This window comes from Microbacterium bandirmense (assembly GCF_037204185.1).
Taxonomy (GTDB): domain Bacteria; phylum Actinomycetota; class Actinomycetes; order Actinomycetales; family Microbacteriaceae; genus Microbacterium; species Microbacterium bandirmense.
In genome coordinates this window covers 252189-269265 of record NZ_JBBDGM010000005.1, presented here as the reverse complement: position 1 = coordinate 269265, position 17077 = coordinate 252189, and the positions used below count along the sequence as shown (strand labels likewise).

Genomic DNA, 17077 nt, shown 5'->3' with positions numbered 1-17077 from the left:
GCATCTACCACATCGAATGCCGAGGGGTTAGACTCAGCCGAAGATCCCGTTTGGGGCGGGATCCGCGCTCGATGACTCGAACATCGAGGTTCATCTCTGCTGGGGCAGAGACGTGTGTGCATTACGGATCCTCTGGGGAGGGGTCGTGGTTTTTTCTGGGGACTTCGCTCTGCGCGGTAAACCGCGCATTGCCACGCCGTCGTTCGACGCGCGTCCGGTTGACGTGCGTGCGGTTGACGTGCGTCCGGTTCAGGCGCGGATGCGCCACAGCGCGCCGGCGACAGCATCCGCGATCAGCTGGCAGCGCACATACGGCCGCCGCCTGGCCTTCACCGACACTGTCATCGTCATCGCCGCCGTGTTCGGCGCGCAGCAGCTGCGCTTCGGCGAGCCCGCCGGGCTGCACATCCCCGGAGTCTCGGGCGACGGCTTCAACCTCGCCTACACGTTCGTCTCGGCGATCGTCATCATCGCCTGGCTCACGACGCTGAAGCTGCTCGGCACGCGCTCGGTGCAGCGCGTCGCCAGCGGCTGGGACGAGTACCGCCGGGTCGTCGATGCCAGCCTGCGCATGTTCGGCCTGTTCGCGATCGCAGCCTTCCTGCTGCGCGTCGACCTCGCTCGCGGCTACCTGCTGCTGGCCCTGCCGGCCGGGCTCGTCGCCCTGGTCGTCAGCCGCTGGGTGTGGCGCCAATGGCTCGGCAGACAGCGCGCGCACGGCCGCTATCTCGCCCACGCGATCGTCGTCGGCGAGCACGGCAACGCCCAGCACGTCGCCGGCGAACTCGGCCGCGACCGCGCCGCCGGGATCGTGGTCTCGGGCGCGATCACCGACCGCGCCGATGACGAGCTGCTGCCCGGTGTGCCGCTGATCGGCGGACTCGATGACATCGTCGCCGCGGTCGAGCGCTCGGGCGCCGACACCGTCGTCTACAGCGGATCCGACCTGATCTCGCCGGCCAGGCTGCGCCAGTTCGGCTGGGATCTGCAGTCGCACGGCATCGAGCTGGTGCTCGCAGCCGCGCTGACCGATGTCGCCGGACCCCGCCTGCACGCGCGCCCGGTCGCCGGCCTCTCGCTGCTGCACGTCGACTCCCCCGAGTTCACCGGCTCGCGCTACATCACCAAGCGCGCGTTCGACATCATCGCCTCGGGTCTGGGTCTGATCGTTCTCAGTCCACTGCTGCTGTTCATCGCCCTGCGCGTGCGCGCCGACGGCGGGCCCGCGCTGTTCCGTCAGCAGCGCGTCGGCCTCGACGGCCGAACGTTCACCATGCTCAAGTTCCGGTCGATGGTGACCGATGCCGAAGCCCGCCTGCCCGAACTGCTGGCGCACACCGACGGCAACGGCGTGCTGTTCAAGATGCGCGATGACCCCCGCGTGACACCGATCGGGCGCGTACTGCGCCGGCTCAGCCTCGACGAGCTGCCCCAGCTGATCAACGTGATCCGCGGCGACATGTCGCTGGTCGGCCCGCGCCCGCCGCTGCTGAGCGAGGTCAGCGACTACGAGAGCTGGGCCGAACGGCGTCTGCTCGTCAAGCCGGGCATCACCGGGCTGTGGCAGGTCAGCGGACGCTCCGACCTGTCATGGGAAGAGAGCCTGCGCCTCGACCTGTACTACGTCGAGAACTGGTCGCTGACCGGCGACATGGTGATCATCTGGCGCACCATACGCGCCGTCGCCGAGCGCCGAGGGGCGTACTGACCCGCTCGCAGCAGTGGCCGGTCGGGCCGATACGATGAGCGGGTGACCGCCAGCGCTGCGGCAAGTCCGGCACGAGCGCGGTCACATCGACATGAGGGGGAACCTCGCATGAAGCTGTCCGTCATCGGGTGCGGGTACCTGGGGGCGGTGCACGCCGCCGCGATGGCATCGATCGGCCACGAGGTGATCGGCATCGACATAGACCCGCAGCGGGTCGACGCGCTCTCCCGCGCCGAGGCGCCCTTCTTCGAACCGGGACTGCCCGAGCTGCTGCGGGCGGGCGTCGAGTCAGGCGCCCTTGCCTTCACGACCGACATCTCGCGGGCCGCCGGGGCGAGCGTGCATTTCGTCGGCGTCGGCACGCCGCAGCAGCAGAGCGGACACGCCGCCGACCTCACCGACGTGAACACGGCCTTCGAGTCTCTGCTGCCGCACCTTAGGCCGGGCGACGTCGTGGCCGGCAAGTCGACCGTGCCGGTCGGTACGGCAGCGGTACTCGCCGAGCGCGTGGCGACCACCGGTGCGACGCTCGTGTGGAACCCCGAGTTCCTGCGCGAGGGATGGGCGGTGAAGGACACCATCGACCCCGACCGGCTCGTCGTGGGCGTTCCCGGCGGACCCGATGGCGAACGCGCCGCCGACATGCTGCGTCAGGTGTTCCACCCGGCGGTCGCCAAGGCCACCCCGTTCATCGTCACCGACTACGCCACCGCCGAACTCGTCAAGGTCTCGGCCAACGCGTTTCTCGCCACCAAGATCTCGTTCATCAACGCGATGGCCGAGATCGCCGAGGTGACCGGCGCCGACGTCACCCTGCTGGCCGAGGCGATCGGACACGACAAGCGCATCGGGCGGCCATTTCTCGGATCGGGTATCGGCTTCGGCGGCGGATGCCTGCCGAAGGACATCCGTGCGTTCGCCGCACGTGCCGAAGAGCTCGGCCGCGGCGAATCGGTGAACTTTCTGCGCGAGGTCGACGCGATCAACCTGCGCCGCCGTGACCGCGCCGTGCAACTGGTCGTCGACGGGCTCGGCGGCAGCGTGCACGGCAAGAAGGTCACCATCCTCGGCGCCGCGTTCAAACCGCACAGCGACGACGTGCGCGACTCACCCGCCCTCGACGCCGCCGTGCGCCTGCACGGCCTGGGCGCCGAAGTGGTCGTCACCGACCCGCAGGCACTGCAGAACGCGCGCCGGATGCATCCACAACTCACCTACGTCGCCGACCGCGACACCGCCCTGCGCGACGCGGATGCCGTGCTGCTGGTGACCGAATGGGATGAGTACCGCCGCGAGCTCTCACCCGAGCACGCCGCCTCACTCACCCGGGGACGAGTCGTGGTCGATGGCCGCAACGCGTACGACTCGGCCGCGTGGCGCGCCGCCGGGTGGACCTACTTCGGCATGGGACGACCGTAGTGGCAGGGCTGCTCATTCAGGAATGGATCGAACAGTCCGGCGGCGCCGAGCGTGTGCTCGACGCGATGGCGCACACCTTTCCGAACGCCGATCTGCTCTGCCTGTGGAATGACGCGCCGGGGCGGTTTCCAGGGCACGCCGTGCACGAGAGCTGGCTGGCCCGCACTCCGCTGCGAGGGCGCAAGGCGCTGGCGCTGCCGCTCATGCCGGCGACCTGGCGCACCCTGCGCACCGGACGAGCGTACGACTGGATGCTGATCAGCTCGTACGTCTTCGCCCATCACGCGCGACTCCCCCGCCGTGACGTGCCGAAGTTCATCTACGCGCACACCCCGGCGCGGTACATCTGGGCACCCGAGCTCGATGAGCGCGGCGATCATCCGGCCGTGCGCGCTGCGGCACCGCTGTTCCGGCGCCTCGACCGAGCGCGTGCGAAGGAGCCCGTGGCGATCGCCGCGAACAGCCGTTTCGTTCGCGACCGCGTGCGCCACGCGTGGGATCGTGACGCGACCGTCATCCACCCCCCGGTGGCCGTCGACCGACTGCTCGCGCAGGGCGACTGGAGCGCGGCGGTGACGGACGACGCAGAGCAGCGCGTGCGCGATGCTCTGCCCGACACCTTCGTGCTCGGCGTCTCGCGCTTCACGCCCTACAAGCGCCTCGACCTGGTGATCCAGGCCGGCGAACGCACCGGGCTGCCGGTCGTGATCGCCGGCAGCGGCCCCGACGAGTCGCGTCTGCGCGCCCTGGCAGCGGGGGCCGCGGTGCCGGTCACCTTCGTGATCTTCCCGTCGGATGCCCTGCTGTACACGCTCATGCAGCGCGCGGCGGTGTTCGTGTTTCCCGCCATCGAGGACTTCGGCATCGTTCCCGTCGAGGCACAGGCGGTAGGCACCCCGGTGGTGACCGGCCCGCTCGGAGGACAGCTCGAAACGTTCACGGCCGGCGTCAGCGGCGTAGTGGCATCCTCGACGGACCCCGGCGATCTGGCATCCGCCATCACCGCCGCCATCGCGCTCCCGGCGTTCGACGCGGCGGCGGCGACCGCCGGGTTCAGCGAGGCGATCTTCGCCGAGAAGATCCGCGCCTTCGTCGGCGACGCGTGACGATTCTTAGGCGTCTGCGGTCCGTGGCACGATGAACACATGAAGGGGATCATTCTCGCCGGCGGCTCGGGGACGCGCCTGCATCCGGTCACGCTCGGCGTCTCGAAGCAGCTCGTGCCGGTGTACGACAAGCCGATGGTCTACTACCCGCTGTCGACGCTGATGCTGGCGGGCATCGACGACATCCTGGTGATCACCACCCCGCACGACGCGGCGCACTTCGAGCGACTGCTGGGGGATGGGTCGCAGTTCGGCATCCGCCTGTCGTTCGCACAGCAGCCCTCGCCCGACGGGCTCGCACAGGCGTTCACGATCGGCGCCGACTTCATCGGCGATGACAGTGTGGCGCTGGTGCTGGGCGACAACCTGCTCTACGGGCCCGGTCTCGGCACTCAGCTGGCGCGGTTCCGCGATGTCGACGGCGGGGCGGTGTTCGCTTACTGGGTTGCCGAGCCCTCGGCGTACGGGGTGGTCGAGTTCGACGGCGATGGGCGTGCGGTGTCGCTGGAAGAGAAGCCGGCCGCGCCCAAGAGCAACTACGCGGTGCCCGGACTGTACTTCTACGACAACGACGTGGTGGAGATCGCGCGAGGGCTGTCACCGTCGGCGCGGGGGGAGTACGAGATCACCGATGTGAACCGCGAGTATCTGCGACGCGGCAAGCTGCAGGTCGAGGTGCTGCCGCGCGGGACGGCCTGGCTCGACACCGGCACGTTCGACCAGATGACCGATGCCGCCGACTACGTGCGCACGATCGAGCGGCGCACGGGCATGAAGATCGGCGCCCCGGAGGAGGTCGCGTGGCGGCAGGGGTTCCTGACCGATGAGCAGCTGCGGGAGCGTGCGGAGGGGCTCGTGAAGTCGGGGTACGGCTCGTATCTGCTGGAGCTGCTGGAGCGCGGCCGGAACTGACAGTTCTGCACATCGGTGCAGGTCACCCCGGTTATCCACATTCGCCGGCATCGTCGGATCAGGTGTCTGCTGTGGCCGCTGCGTTCGGTGGAAGCGCAGCCTCGCTCGAGGCAGAATGTGAGGTATGTACGTGTCCGCCGACATCATTGCCACACTCAGCAGTTTCATCACGCTCGGCATCGGCATGTTGGCACTCGCGGCATGGATGGTGCGTCGAATCGATCGAGTCGAGAACAAGGTCGATGCTCTCGAAGACAAACTCGGGGCACGCATCGACGCTCTCGCCGGTGAGGTCACCGAGGTCAAGATCGCGGTCGCACGTCTGGAGGGTCCGCCCCGGCATCTGCTGCCGGTGCGCTGATCATCGGCCCACTGTGGAACGATGACTGTGTGAAGCTGCTCGTGACCGGCGGAGCCGGGTTCATCGGTTCGAACTTCGTGCACCACGTCGTGGCGCACACCGAACACCACGTCACCGTGCTCGACAAACTGACGTACGCGGGCAATCGTGCGTCGCTGGCGGGGCTGCCCGACGACCGTGTGGCGTTCGTGCACGGTGACATCGCGGATGCCGAGTTGGTGGACGGGTTGATCGCAGGGGCGGATGCTGTCGTGCACTACGCCGCCGAGTCGCACAACGACAACTCGCTGGCCGACCCGCGACCGTTCCTCGACACCAACATCGTCGGCACGTACACGCTGCTCGAAGCGGTGCGCCGCCACGACGTGCGGTTCCATCACATCTCCACCGACGAGGTCTACGGCGACCTTGAGCTGGATGACCCGGCGCGGTTCACCGACACCACCCCGTACAACCCGTCGTCACCGTATTCGTCGACGAAAGCGGCATCCGATCTGCTGGTGCGGGCGTGGGTGCGCTCCTTCGGGGTACGGGCGACGATCTCGAACTGCTCGAACAACTACGGCCCGTACCAGCACGTCGAGAAGTTCATCCCCCGCCAGATCACGAACGTGCTCCGTGGCATCCGACCCAAGCTGTACGGAGCCGGACACAACGTGCGCGACTGGATCCACGCCGACGACCACTCCTCGGCCGTGCTGGCGGTGCTCAACCGTGGCCGCATCGGCGATACGTACCTGATCGGCGCGGACGGTGAGAAGGACAACAAGAGCGTGATCGAGCTGATCCTCACGCAGATGGGTCAGCCGGCAGATGCATACGATCACGTGACCGACCGGGCTGGGCACGACCTGCGCTACGCGATCGACTCGTCCAAGTTGCGCGACGAGCTCGGCTGGACGCCACAGTACGGCGACTTCGAGGCGGGGCTTGCGGTGACCATCGACTGGTACCGCGAGAATGAGAGCTGGTGGGCGCCGGCGAAGGGCGCGACCGAGGCGTTCTATGCGGAGCGGGGGCAATGATGCCGATGCGTTTCGTCTCGCTGCGCTCGCTCAACGACCGGATGAGGGCAACCCGGCGAACGCGTTTCGTCTCGCTGCGCTCGCTCAACGACCGGATGGGGGCAACCAGACCCGCGCGTTTCGTCTCGCTGCGCTCGCTCAACGACCGGGAGGGGGCGACCAGACCGGCGCGTTTCGTCTCGCTGCGCTCGCTCAACGACCGGGAAAGGACGGGCCGCTGATGGTGGTCACCGAGACGACGATTCCTGGGCTGGTGCTGGTCGACCTGTCCCTGCACGGCGACAACCGCGGCTGGTTCAAAGAGAACTGGCAGCGCGAGAAGATGATCGCCGCCGGGCTGCCCGACTTCGGACCCGTGCAGAACAACATCTCGTTCAACGACGCGGTCGGCACCACCCGCGGCATCCATGCCGAGCCCTGGGACAAGTTCGTCTCGCTCGCCACCGGCCGCATCTTCGGGGCCTGGGTCGACCTGCGCGAAGGCCCCACCTTCGGTGCCGTGTTCACCACCGAGCTCGACCCATCACGGGCGATCTTCGTGCCGCGCGGGGTCGGCAATGCCTACCAGACTCTCGAGCCCGGCACCGCGTACACGTACCTGGTGAACGACCACTGGTCGGCCGAGAACACCGATTACGCCTTCCTCAACCTCGCCGATGAGACCGCCGCCATCGACTGGCCGATCCCCCTCGACCAGGTCGAGATCTCAGCCAAGGACAAGAATCACCCGCGGCTGGGTGCCGTCACCCCGATCGCGCCGCGCAAGATCCTGATCACCGGCGCCGACGGCCAAGTCGGCCGGGCACTGCGGGCAGAGTTCGGCGACGCCGCGCACATCGAGTACGCAGGCCGCGAGCAGCTGGACCTCACCGATCCGGGGCTGCGCACCGCCCGCCGGTGGCGCGACTACGGGACGATCATCAATGCCGCCGCCTACACCGGCGTCGACCGCGCCGAGACCGCCGAGGGTCGCGCCGCCGCCTGGCAGGTCAACGCGGCAGCATCCGCCCGCCTCGCCGCGATTGCGACCGAGTTCGCACTCACCCTCGTGCATGTCTCAACCGACTACGTCTTCGATGGCAGCGCCGCGGGCGCGTACGGCGAGGACGCGGCGTTCACGCCCCTGGGCGTCTACGGTCAGAGCAAGGCCGCCGGCGACCTCGCCGCAGCCATCGCACCCCGGCACTACATCGTGCGCACCTCGTGGGTGATCGGCGACGGGTCGAACTTCGTGCGCACCATGGCGTCACTGGCCGAGCGCGGCATCGACCCGAAGGTCGTGGACGACCAGACGGGCCGGCTCACGTTCGCCGACGACATCGCCCGGGGCATCCGACACCTGCTCGATACCGGAGCCGAGTACGGAACCTACAACCTCACCGGCGGCGGCGAGCCGACCACCTGGGCCGACGTCGCCCGCGACGTCTACCGCCTCACCGGCCACGACCCGGCACGCGTGAGCCCGGTCAGCACCGAGGAGTACTACGCCGACGCCACCGGCCCGATCGCCCCGCGCCCCCGCAACAGCGTCCTCGACCTCCGCAAGATCGAGGCGACCGGCTTCGTGCCCGCAGACAGCGCAAGCCGCCTCACCGAGTACCTGCGCTGACGCTCAGCGGCCGGTCAGCAGGTGTCGCGGCGGTCCTTCGACGCGGGCGATCGCGATCTTCACCTCGACAAGCTCATCACTCATGCGGTCCATGCGCGCGCCGAGATCCGCGCTCATGCGGTCCATGCGCCCGTTGAGTTCTGCGCCCAGGCGATCCATGCGCCCGTTGACTTCGGCACCCATGCGGTCCATACGCCCGTTGAGTTCGCCACCGATGCGGTCCATGCGGTGAACCATCCAGCCGAAGCCACCGGCAAGGGCAAGCAGCAGCGATGCGATTCCGATAAGGATCGTGATCGTTTCGGCGGACATGTACATACCTCCATTGTGCCTGAGGATTCACCCGATCCGGAGGCGAATCCAACGCTAGTGAAATCGCCGGCCGTACAACGCCCGAATCCCGATGACTGTGGATGACCCGGCCCAGGTCGGGCACTGTGCAGAGCGAGTCGGGCACTGTGCAGAGCGAGTCGACTTGCTGGTGGGTAGGCTTGACCCGTGCGCATTCTTCTCGCCGGCGGAGCCGGCTACATCGGATCCCACGTCGCCCTCGTGCTGCTCGAGGCCGGGCACGATGTGCTCGTCGTCGATGACTTCTCGAACAGTTCCCGCACCGCGATCGACCGAGTGGAGCACCTCACCGAACGCGCCATCGACCTCATCGAATGCAACCTGGCCGACCTCGCCGCCTCCCGTGCGGCGCTTCGCGATCAGAACTTCGATGCCGTGATCCACCTGGCGGGCCTCAAGGCCGTCGGCGAGTCCGTCGCGCAGCCCGGTCGCTACTACCGCACCAACCTGACATCGACCCTCAATCTGCTCGACATCATGGCCGAGCACCACGTGTCGAAGATCGTGTTCAGCTCATCCGCCACGGTGTACGCACCCGCCGCCGAGGGCGTGCAGAACCTCGACGAGGGTCAGCCCGCCGGTCACGGCATCACGAACCCGTACGGCTGGACGAAGGCGATGAACGAGCAGATCATCCGCGACATCCAGGTGAGCCGCCCCGAACTCGAGGCGGTGCTGCTGCGCTACTTCAACCCGGTCGGCGCGCACCCGTCCGGGCGCATCGGCGAAGACCCCGCGGGCATCCCGAACAACCTGATGCCGTTCGTCGCGCAGGTCGCGATCGGCCGCCGCGACCACCTCGCCGTCTTCGGCGACCAGTACCCGACACACGACGGCACCGGCGTGCGCGACTACATCCACGTCATGGATCTCGCCGACGGCCACCTCGCCGCCCTGACCAGCCTGCGCCCCGGCGTGGCGACGTACAACCTCGGCACCGGTGTCGGGCAGAGCGTCTTCGACGTGGTGCGGGCCTTCTCGGATGCCAGTGGCCGTGAGATCCCGTACGAGATCGTCGCCCCGCGGCCGGGCGACGTCGCCCGTGCCGTCGCCGACCCCTCGATGGCGAACCGTGACCTGAAGTGGAAGGCGAAGCGCTCGTTCGCCGAGGCCTGCCGAGATTCATGGACCTGGCAGTCGCAGAACCCGAACGGGTACACCGCGGGCTGACCCGGTCGGGAGCGAGCCCGCGGCTCAGGGCGCTCCCATGCAGCATCCATAGGCTGAGGCGCATGCCGTCTGCACGCCTTCCGTTTCTCGCGATCCTCGCGCGCGTCCTGCTCGTGCCCTACGGGGTCGCCCTCGCGCTGATCGTGTGGCTGCCGGCGACGGCGGCTTCGAAGGTGACTGGCATCGTCTACCGGCTCGCGCAGTTCGTCAGTTCGCGGTTCGACGTCTCGATGACCACGACGTACACGCTGTTCGAGTTCCTGGCGAACATCGCCCTGTTCGTGCCGCTCGGGTTGCTGCTGGTCGCGGCCTTCCCGCGCAACAGCGCCTGGGTGGTCCTGCTGCTGGGCTACGCGACGAGCGCGACCATCGAACTCGTGCAGACCATGTTGCCCAGCCGCTACCCCACCCTGTCCGATGTCATCGCGAACACGCTCGGCACGGCGATCGGATGCCTGATCGCGCGCATGCTCGTGCGGCGCCACCCGCCCCGCGCCCGCCGTGTGCCGTCGCGGCGCGAAGCCGTCGACGTCTAGTTCGGAGATCTGCCGGAAGACGCAACGTCTGCCGCTCATGCGGCTGCTCACCCCTGGTCGACGTATGTGAGCACACCACGTCGCACGAGGTCGTCGACGAAGTCCTCGACATGTCCGGCGATGTCCTCGGACCGTTGAGCGGTCGATGCGGCCACGTGCGCCACGGCGTCGTCGATCTGCGGATCGCGGACGGCCTGCCAGATCAGCGCCGAGACTCCGTCGAGCACCAGGATGGGCCCGTCCGGCAACGGCGCGACGTACACGACATCGTCCTCGTCGATCACCGCGCACAGGTCTCCCGGCCGCACGCGCTTCATCGTCTGCCTCGCCACGTGCGACCGAGCATGCCGACCGCCTCGCCGAGGCCGCGCACCCCGCGACGGAAGAACTCCGCGATCACCTGACCCCGAGTCGGTGCATGACCGAGCCTCCGGCTGAGCCGGTCGGTGTTCACCAGCGGTGCCTGCACGGCGACCCGGATGCGTCCGCCGATCGTCGGCTGCGCCCGCAGGCGCGCCCACCATTCGACCACTCGCGGCCCGCCCTGCGAGGTCACCTTCCACAACAGGTACTCGCGGCGGTCACGGTAGTCATCGAGTTCACCTGACGCCGCAGCGAACGCGACGTCAGCGTGTAGCTCCTCGACGAGCCCGCGCACGCGTGCCCGCGCGTCGTCGTCGAGTTCGTGCCAGACCGGGGGCATGCCGCCCTTTCCGCGTACCGCGTTGAGCACGAGAATCATGGCCTGCGCGTCGACACCGGGTGCCCAATAGGTTCGAGCTGCGGACGCCCGCGGCGAGCGCTGCGCCCACAGCAGATCGAACGCCTGCTGATCGGCGAGGCCGATGCCGGGAAACCGACGATGCAGATCGAAGTAACCCCAGGTCTCGTGCAGATACGTCTGGGCGTGCTCGAACGACGAGCCGAACCGGAACGTGCTGTATACCCGCCAGCCGTGCGCGAGCAGGGTGTCGTGCAGCGCACGGATCCGTCGCGGGTCGACCAGCGCGTCGACGTCGGTGCCGTACCGCGGCTCCGCCCGCAGGGCGGGGTCGGTCGCGTCGCCCTTGATGTGCAGCATCCGCGCCCCGGCCTCCTCGGCCAGCGCCTGCACGGCCGCGCGCGCCAGACGCAGTCGGATGCTGGCAGGCACCGCACCTGCGCGGCGCTCGGCAGCCGCCTCCGGTGCGGGTTCGATCACGCCGTCAGCCTAGACGATCACGGAGTGCGAGCCACCACCGGCTGCGGGTCAGGCACCTGGAGCGCGGCCAGCGACGCTCCGACCGTGCGCATGCTCGGCGCGGTGCTTCGGCCCGCCCGCGCGGCGGCGCGACGGTCGGCGGATGCCAGGGTGATCACGTCGCGGTAGACACCCGCATGGATCGCGGCGATCTCAGCATCGTCAAGCAGCCCCGGGGTCTGCACCGCGGCGGCACTCAGTCGCTGTCGCAGCGCAGGGTCGTCGGCGAGACGGCGCAGCGCATCGGCCAGTGCGCCGGTGTCGCGCGGAGTGACCCGCAGGCCGTTGTGCCCGTGCCGCACCCACTCAGTCGGTCCGCCCTCGTCGGCGACCACGACCGCGGTGCCGGCGGCGAGACACTGCAGCACGTTCTGCCCCATCGGCTCGGCCCGCAGCGAGTACTGCACGGCGACATCCCACGACGCCAGCAGCGGGGCGATGTCGTGCACGTGCCCCAGCAGGTTCACCCGGTCGGCAATGCCCAGCTCTTTGGCGTGGGCACGAAGTTCGTCGGCGAACGCGGCGTGCTCGAACAGTGCGGCACCGGCGAGGTCGAGCTGCGCGTCGCTGTCGGGAAAGGCCTGGGCGAAGGCGTCGAGCAGCGCGAGCTGTCCCTTCCACGGGTCGAGACGCGCCAGCATCCCGATGCGCAGCGGTCCCTCGCCGCGCGAGTGCTGCTGCAACCGACCGAGTCCGGACGGGCTCGGGATGACCGCGACAACGGCGTCGTCGTGCAGGAACCGGCGGGCTGTGTCGAGCGTGCCGCGCGAATTGGCGACCACGCCGTTGGCGCGCGGCAGCACCAGGCGCGTCATGATGCGGTAGCCGACCGAACCCAGTGCCTCGGGCGAGATGTGATCGCGCAGATGCACGACGAACGGGCGCCGCGTGCCCAGCACCGCCAGCGCGCCGTAGGCGGCCGAACGGGTGGAGTTGGCGACGACGAGATCGCTGTGACGGACAGCCGGATGCCAGCGAGTGATCGCGGCCTGAACCATCAGCCGCGTGCCGAGTCCGAGCGCGCGCAGGGCACCGCTACGGCTGGCTCCGGAAAGCTGGCGCACGCCGCCGGTCGAGGTACTGACCCCGACGAAGACGTTCTCTTCTTCTTCGGCCGGGATGAGCAGGCTCGGCTCCCAGTCGGGCTTGGTGTCGAGCAGACGCTTGAGCGCGAGCTCTGCGCCGCCGGCTGCGGTCGTGTGCGCGAGGTGCACGATGTGCGGGCTCGCGGAACGTGAGAGTCCCATCCCCAGAATTCCCCAGCAATCCCCAGATCACGGCTCCCCAGCCGTGCTTCCTGTCCCCAGAACAGATGTCATCCCCCGACGACGTCTGTATGCAGTCCGCGCTCACAGGAAGAAGAAGCGCGGTCTATTGTGGTCATAGCCTACAGGGGAGTCGGGTTGCGCGTACTGAGAATTTCTCACAGCGCCACGGTGGGGCCGTGGCGCACGCGGGAGCGAACGATGGCTCGCCGCGGAGAGGACATCCGGCTGATCACGGCCAGGGAGTGGCATGCCGGTGGGGTGCCGGTGTCGCTCGACACCGATGCCGAGCCGTGGGTGCTGCCGACACGCACGTTCGGACGCCATCCCGCGCTGTTCCTGTACTCCCTGCTCCCGCTATGGCGGGCGCTGGGTGCCGACTGGGATGTGATCGACATCCACGAAGAGCCGTTCGCGCTGGCCACGGCCGAGATCCTGCTGCTGCGATGGCTGCGCCGTCAGCGCGCGCCCTACCTGCTCTACTCGGCGCAGAACATCGCCAAGCGCTACCCGGCACCGTTTCGATGGTTCGAGCGGGCCGCGCTACGCGGCGCCGCAGGGCTGTCGGTGTGCAACAGCGCCGCCGGTGAGATCTGCGTCGCGAAGGGCTTTCCGGGGGCGCCGACGCTGATCCCGCTAGGGGTGGATGACTCGTCGGATGCTGATGCGGGATCTCGTGCAGATGCCGGCGCGGGCGCCGATCGCGGGCATCCGACTGCCGACGCCCCGATCGTGGTCGGATTCGTCGGACGCCTCGTCGAGGAGAAGGGCGTGCAGGTACTGCTCGAGGCCGTGGCTGCGCAGTCGAAGCTGCGGGTCCGTCTGGCAGGCAGCGGACCGCTCGCCGACGAGATCGTCCCGCGGGCCGAGTCGCTGGGCATCACCGACCGCGTGGAACTCGTCGGAGCCATCGCCCCGGAGCGGATGGGTGAGTTCTACGCGTCCATCGACGTGCTCGCCGTACCGTCGGTGCCGACCCCGCGGTGGACAGAACAGTTCGGTCGCGTGGCCGTCGAGGCGATGGCATCCGGCGTTCCCGTCGTCTCCAGCGACGCAGGGGCCCTGCCCGACGTGGTCGGCGGGGCCGGCCTCGTCGTACCGCACGGCGACGCGACCGCACTCGCGGGCGCTCTGCTGCAGGCATCCGGACCCGAGCGCGACGCACTGCGCGCGGCGGGCTTCGCGCGCGCCGCAGATTGCTCGTGGGACGCCGTCACCGACCAGTACCAGCGGCTGTACCGCGCGGCGGCGCGGACCACGACGGACGTCGTGCACCGCGAGCTGCAGATCGTCGTCGTCGCCTACGGTGGTCCCGACATGCTGCGGCGGGCGCTCGAACCCGTCGCAGAGTTGCCGGTGACGGTGGTCGACAACTCGTCGATGCCCGAGATCCGCGACCTGTGCGCCGAACTCGGCGTGCGCTATCTCGATCCCGGTGCGAACCTCGGCTTCGGCGCGGCCGTGAACCTCGCACTGCGCGAGCCGGGCCACCCGGGTGCCGACGTGCTGCTGCTGAACCCCGACGCCGTGATCGGTGCCGCCGACGTGCAGCTGCTGCACCAGCGGCTGCGCGCAGATCCGATGTTCGCGAGCGTCGGACCGGCGCAGGTCGACGAAAGCGGGAAGTCCGCGCGGGTGCGGTGGCCGTTCCCATCACCCTTCGGCGCGTGGGTGGATGCCATCGGACTCGGGCGCATGCGCTCGGACCGCCAAGGATTCGTCATCGGCTCGGTGCTGCTGCTGCGAGCCGAGGCACTCGCCCAGGTCGGCGGGTTCGACGAGCGGTTCTTCCTGTACGCCGAGGAGACCGACTGGGCGTACCGGGCGCACCTGCTCGGTTGGCGGCACGAAGTCGTCGACGACGTGCAGGCGCTGCACGTCGGGGCAGGCACCAGCTCGGATCCACGGCGCCGTGATGCGATGTTCTTCGCCTCGCAGGAGCGGTACCTGCGCAAGCACTTCGGCGCCGGCGGATGGGCATCCGCTCGCCTTGCCGCATGGCTGGGCGCATCCGCTCGTGCATTCGTGCTGCGCGGCGAGCGCGGTGCCGCAGCGCGACGTCGCGCCGCGCTGTACCGCCTCGGTCCAGTGCGCGTCGAGGCGCGGTTCCGAGGGGAGACGTGATGCACATCGTGCAGATCATCCCCGTGATCGGGTCGGGTTCGGGCGTCGCCGGCAGCGCGCACCAACTGGGCACACAGCTGCGCGAGCTCGGACACACGGTCGAATCGTTCACCGCCGACGACGCCCGCGGGCACTCGCGCAAGCGGTTCCGCTCACTGTTCCTGCACCGCCTGTCACGGGTCTGGTACGCGATCGACTTCTCGATCGCCGGAACGCGCAAGGCCAAGCGCTTTCTCGCCGAGCGGCCAGACGCCGTCTCGATCTGCCACAACGCGGTGATGACCGGCGACATCTACGTCAACCACGGCGTGGTCATGGCGGCCATGCGCGCGCGCGGCAACACCAAGTGGCGGATGCTGCGCAATCCCCTGCACACCTTCACGTTCTTTCGCGATCTCATCCGCTACCGCGGGCACACGCACCGCGCCATCGTCGCGCTCACCGACCGCGAGGTCGACGTGCTCAACCGGGTCTACGGCGGGGTCGCGGTGCCGGTCACGGTGATCCCGCACGGGGTCGATCTCGACCGGTTCGCGCCCCCGTCGCCCGAGCAGCGGGCGCAGGCGCGCGCCGCGCTGAACCTCGACGACGAGCACCGCGTGGCGCTGTTCATCGGGCACGAGTTCGATCGCAAGGGTCTCGCCGATGCGATCACCGCGCTGGCGCACGCGCCTACCGTCATGCTGCTGGTCGTCGGTGGGTACGCGTCGGCGATCGAACGGATGCGCTCGCACGCAGATGCGGCGGGCGTGGCCGAGCGGGTGCTGTTCGTGGGGCCGCGATCCGACCTGCCGGCCTACTTCGCAGCATCCGACATGTTCGTCTTCCCCACCCTCTACGAGTCGTACGGACTCGTGATCACCGAGGCACTGGCCAGCGGTGTGCCGGTGATCACGACACGCGTCGGGTGCGCGCCCGACGTGATCGTCGACGGCGAGAACGGGTACCTGACCGACCGCGACCCGGCATCCATCGGCGAGCTGATGGAGCGCATCGCGGCGACCGACGTCACCGACTGGCGCGACGCGTGCCGTGCCAGCGTCGAGCAGCTGACCTGGCGTGCCACGGCGCAGAAGTACGTGGAGCTGCTCACGCGCGTGGTGCCGGAGCGGGCCTCGGCCGAGGGGGTGGGCGGGTGACCGATCTGGTCGTGATGTCGCTTGAGCGGTGGGACGATGTCTGGCGCCGCAATCAGTACCTGATCTCGGGGCTGCTCGACTCGGATCCGACTCTGCGCGTGCTGTTCGTCGAACCGCCGGCCGACCCCCTGCACGCGTTGCGTCGAAGGGTGCGGCCCGAATTCGGTTCGCGAATGAGGCGCGTAGACGATCGACTGTGGGCCGTACGTGCCGTCAAGTGGCTGCCCCGCCGGTTCGATCCGTTCGCCGCAGGTCGTCCGGTGCGTCACGTACGGCGGGCGGCTGAGCGTCTGGGCATGGATGATCCGATGCTCTGGGTCAATGACCCGGGGGCTGCTGATGTGGCGCGGTTGACCGGCTGGACGGCACTGTACGACATGACCGACGACTGGCTGAGTGCGGATCGGCCACCGACCGAGCGCGCGCGGGTAGCGGCCGGAGAGCGATGGCTGCTGCAGCACGCTGCCACCGTGGTCGCCTGCTCGCCCGAGCTGGTGCGCCGGAAAAGTGATCAGCGCGCTGACATCGTGCTGATCCGCAACGCCGTCGACGTCGCGCGCTATCAGGTGCCGACCGAGCGGCCGGCCGATCTGCCCGCGGGACGAACCGCCGTGTACGTCGGCACGCTGCACCGCGATCGACTGGACGTGGAGCTGTGCGCGGATGTTGCGCGGGGGCTGGCCGGTACTGGTTCGCTGGTGCTGGTCGGACCGAATGCGCTGTCGGATGCCGACACGACGCTGCTGCGTGACAGCGGCGTCGTACTGCTGGGGGCGCGGTCACGCGACGAGGTGCCCGCCTACCTGCAGCACGCCGACGTGCTGGTCGTGCCGCACGTCGTCTCGGACTTCACCGAGAGCCTCGACCCGATCAAGCTCTACGAGTACCAGGCCGTCGGGCGTCCGGTCGTGTCGACACCGGTTGCGGGGTTTCGGGATGCAGCCGGCGTGATCATTGCGACGTCTTCGACGTTCTCAGGTAAAGTGGCGCACGCGGCAACGGCCTCCTACCCCATGCGGACCAGCGGCAGACGCGAATCCGCTGACTGGTCAGTACGAGTACAAGCGTTCCAAGACCTCCTGGTAGGCACCATCTGCTGAACGCGGTGGCCT

17 protein-coding genes are annotated in these 17077 nt (G+C 68.9%); 13 read left to right on the top strand and 4 right to left on the bottom strand.

Annotated elements, in window-relative coordinates; translation table 11 throughout:
* The first annotated feature begins 145 nt into the window (after nucleotides 1-145).
* From WDU99_RS08060 to WDU99_RS08025, 8 genes are all read left to right on the top strand, one after another.
* On the top strand, nucleotides 146-1708 hold the full coding sequence (locus WDU99_RS08060) for a sugar transferase (protein WP_337331933.1): 1563 nt from the start codon (nucleotides 146-148) through the stop codon (nucleotides 1706-1708).
* A gap of 108 nt (nucleotides 1709-1816) precedes the next feature.
* Nucleotides 1817-3127 carry a UDP-glucose dehydrogenase family protein gene (locus tag WDU99_RS08055; protein WP_337331932.1) on the top strand — a complete coding sequence of 437 codons (1311 nt, stop codon included), beginning with the start codon at nucleotides 1817-1819 and terminating at the stop codon, nucleotides 3125-3127.
* Complete coding sequence (locus WDU99_RS08050) at nucleotides 3127-4233, top strand: glycosyltransferase (RefSeq protein WP_337331931.1); 1107 nt, start codon at nucleotides 3127-3129, stop codon at nucleotides 4231-4233. The genes WDU99_RS08055 and WDU99_RS08050 overlap by 1 nt, the downstream gene beginning before the upstream one ends.
* 39 nt (nucleotides 4234-4272) lie before the next feature.
* The gene (rfbA, locus tag WDU99_RS08045; RefSeq protein WP_337331930.1) at nucleotides 4273-5145 is read left to right on the top strand and encodes a glucose-1-phosphate thymidylyltransferase RfbA; all 873 of its coding nucleotides are present in this window, start codon (nucleotides 4273-4275) and stop codon (nucleotides 5143-5145) included.
* Between the two features lie 124 nt (nucleotides 5146-5269).
* Nucleotides 5270-5506, top strand: coding sequence for a hypothetical protein (locus tag WDU99_RS08040; protein ID WP_337331929.1), 237 nt, complete (start codon nucleotides 5270-5272; stop codon nucleotides 5504-5506).
* A gap of 29 nt (nucleotides 5507-5535) precedes the next feature.
* A complete protein-coding gene (gene rfbB, locus WDU99_RS08035; protein ID WP_337331928.1) occupies nucleotides 5536-6531 on the top strand; it encodes a dTDP-glucose 4,6-dehydratase in 996 nt (331 codons plus the stop codon).
* A gap of 5 nt (nucleotides 6532-6536) precedes the next feature.
* Nucleotides 6537-6752 (top strand): hypothetical protein, encoded by a 216-nt coding sequence (locus WDU99_RS08030; protein ID WP_337331927.1) that lies wholly within the window; start codon nucleotides 6537-6539, stop codon nucleotides 6750-6752.
* Entirely contained in the window at nucleotides 6752-8140 is a 1389-nt protein-coding gene (locus WDU99_RS08025) for a sugar nucleotide-binding protein (RefSeq protein ID WP_337331926.1), read from the top strand. The genes WDU99_RS08030 and WDU99_RS08025 overlap by 1 nt, the downstream gene beginning before the upstream one ends.
* A 3-nt stretch (nucleotides 8141-8143) precedes the next feature.
* Here WDU99_RS08025 and WDU99_RS08020 read toward each other — a convergent pair whose 3' ends face one another.
* Nucleotides 8144-8458 (bottom strand): response regulator, encoded by a 315-nt coding sequence (locus WDU99_RS08020; RefSeq protein WP_337331925.1) that lies wholly within the window; start codon nucleotides 8456-8458, stop codon nucleotides 8144-8146.
* Between the two features lie 180 nt (nucleotides 8459-8638).
* Here WDU99_RS08020 and galE point away from each other — a divergent pair, with 180 nt between their 5' ends.
* Both galE and WDU99_RS08010 read left to right on the top strand, forming a co-directional pair.
* Entirely contained in the window at nucleotides 8639-9661 is a 1023-nt protein-coding gene (galE, locus tag WDU99_RS08015) for a UDP-glucose 4-epimerase GalE (RefSeq protein WP_337331924.1), read from the top strand.
* 62 nt (nucleotides 9662-9723) lie between these two features.
* Nucleotides 9724-10197, top strand: coding sequence for a VanZ family protein (locus WDU99_RS08010; RefSeq protein ID WP_337331923.1), 474 nt, complete (start codon nucleotides 9724-9726; stop codon nucleotides 10195-10197).
* A gap of 47 nt (nucleotides 10198-10244) precedes the next feature.
* On the opposite strand, the gene WDU99_RS08005 is transcribed toward WDU99_RS08010, so the two are convergent.
* The 3 genes from WDU99_RS08005 to WDU99_RS07995 are packed head-to-tail and all read right to left on the bottom strand — an operon-like array spanning nucleotide 10245 to nucleotide 12684.
* Nucleotides 10245-10514: a PqqD family protein gene (locus tag WDU99_RS08005; RefSeq protein ID WP_337331922.1), complete on the bottom strand. Its 270-nt coding sequence runs from the start codon at nucleotides 10512-10514 to the stop codon at nucleotides 10245-10247.
* Nucleotides 10511-11398, bottom strand: coding sequence for a hypothetical protein (locus tag WDU99_RS08000; protein ID WP_337331921.1), 888 nt, complete (start codon nucleotides 11396-11398; stop codon nucleotides 10511-10513). The genes WDU99_RS08005 and WDU99_RS08000 overlap by 4 nt, the downstream gene beginning before the upstream one ends.
* Nucleotides 11399-11415: 17 nt before the next feature.
* Nucleotides 11416-12684 (bottom strand): glycosyltransferase family 4 protein, encoded by a 1269-nt coding sequence (locus WDU99_RS07995; RefSeq protein ID WP_337331920.1) that lies wholly within the window; start codon nucleotides 12682-12684, stop codon nucleotides 11416-11418.
* A 219-nt stretch (nucleotides 12685-12903) separates the two neighbouring features.
* On the opposite strand from WDU99_RS07995, the gene WDU99_RS07990 reads away from it, so the two are divergent.
* Genes WDU99_RS07990 through WDU99_RS07980 form a run of 3 tightly spaced genes read left to right on the top strand, consistent with a single transcriptional unit; the run spans nucleotide 12904 to nucleotide 17065 of the window.
* The gene (locus WDU99_RS07990; protein WP_337331919.1) at nucleotides 12904-14826 is read left to right on the top strand and encodes a glycosyltransferase; all 1923 of its coding nucleotides are present in this window, start codon (nucleotides 12904-12906) and stop codon (nucleotides 14824-14826) included.
* Entirely contained in the window at nucleotides 14826-15965 is a 1140-nt protein-coding gene (locus WDU99_RS07985; RefSeq protein ID WP_337331918.1) for a glycosyltransferase family 4 protein, read from the top strand. Before WDU99_RS07990 ends, WDU99_RS07985 begins: the two co-directional genes overlap by 1 nt.
* The gene (locus tag WDU99_RS07980) at nucleotides 15962-17065 is read left to right on the top strand and encodes a glycosyltransferase (protein ID WP_337331917.1); all 1104 of its coding nucleotides are present in this window, start codon (nucleotides 15962-15964) and stop codon (nucleotides 17063-17065) included. The genes WDU99_RS07985 and WDU99_RS07980 overlap by 4 nt, the downstream gene beginning before the upstream one ends.
* The last annotated feature ends 12 nt before the right edge of the window (nucleotides 17066-17077 follow it).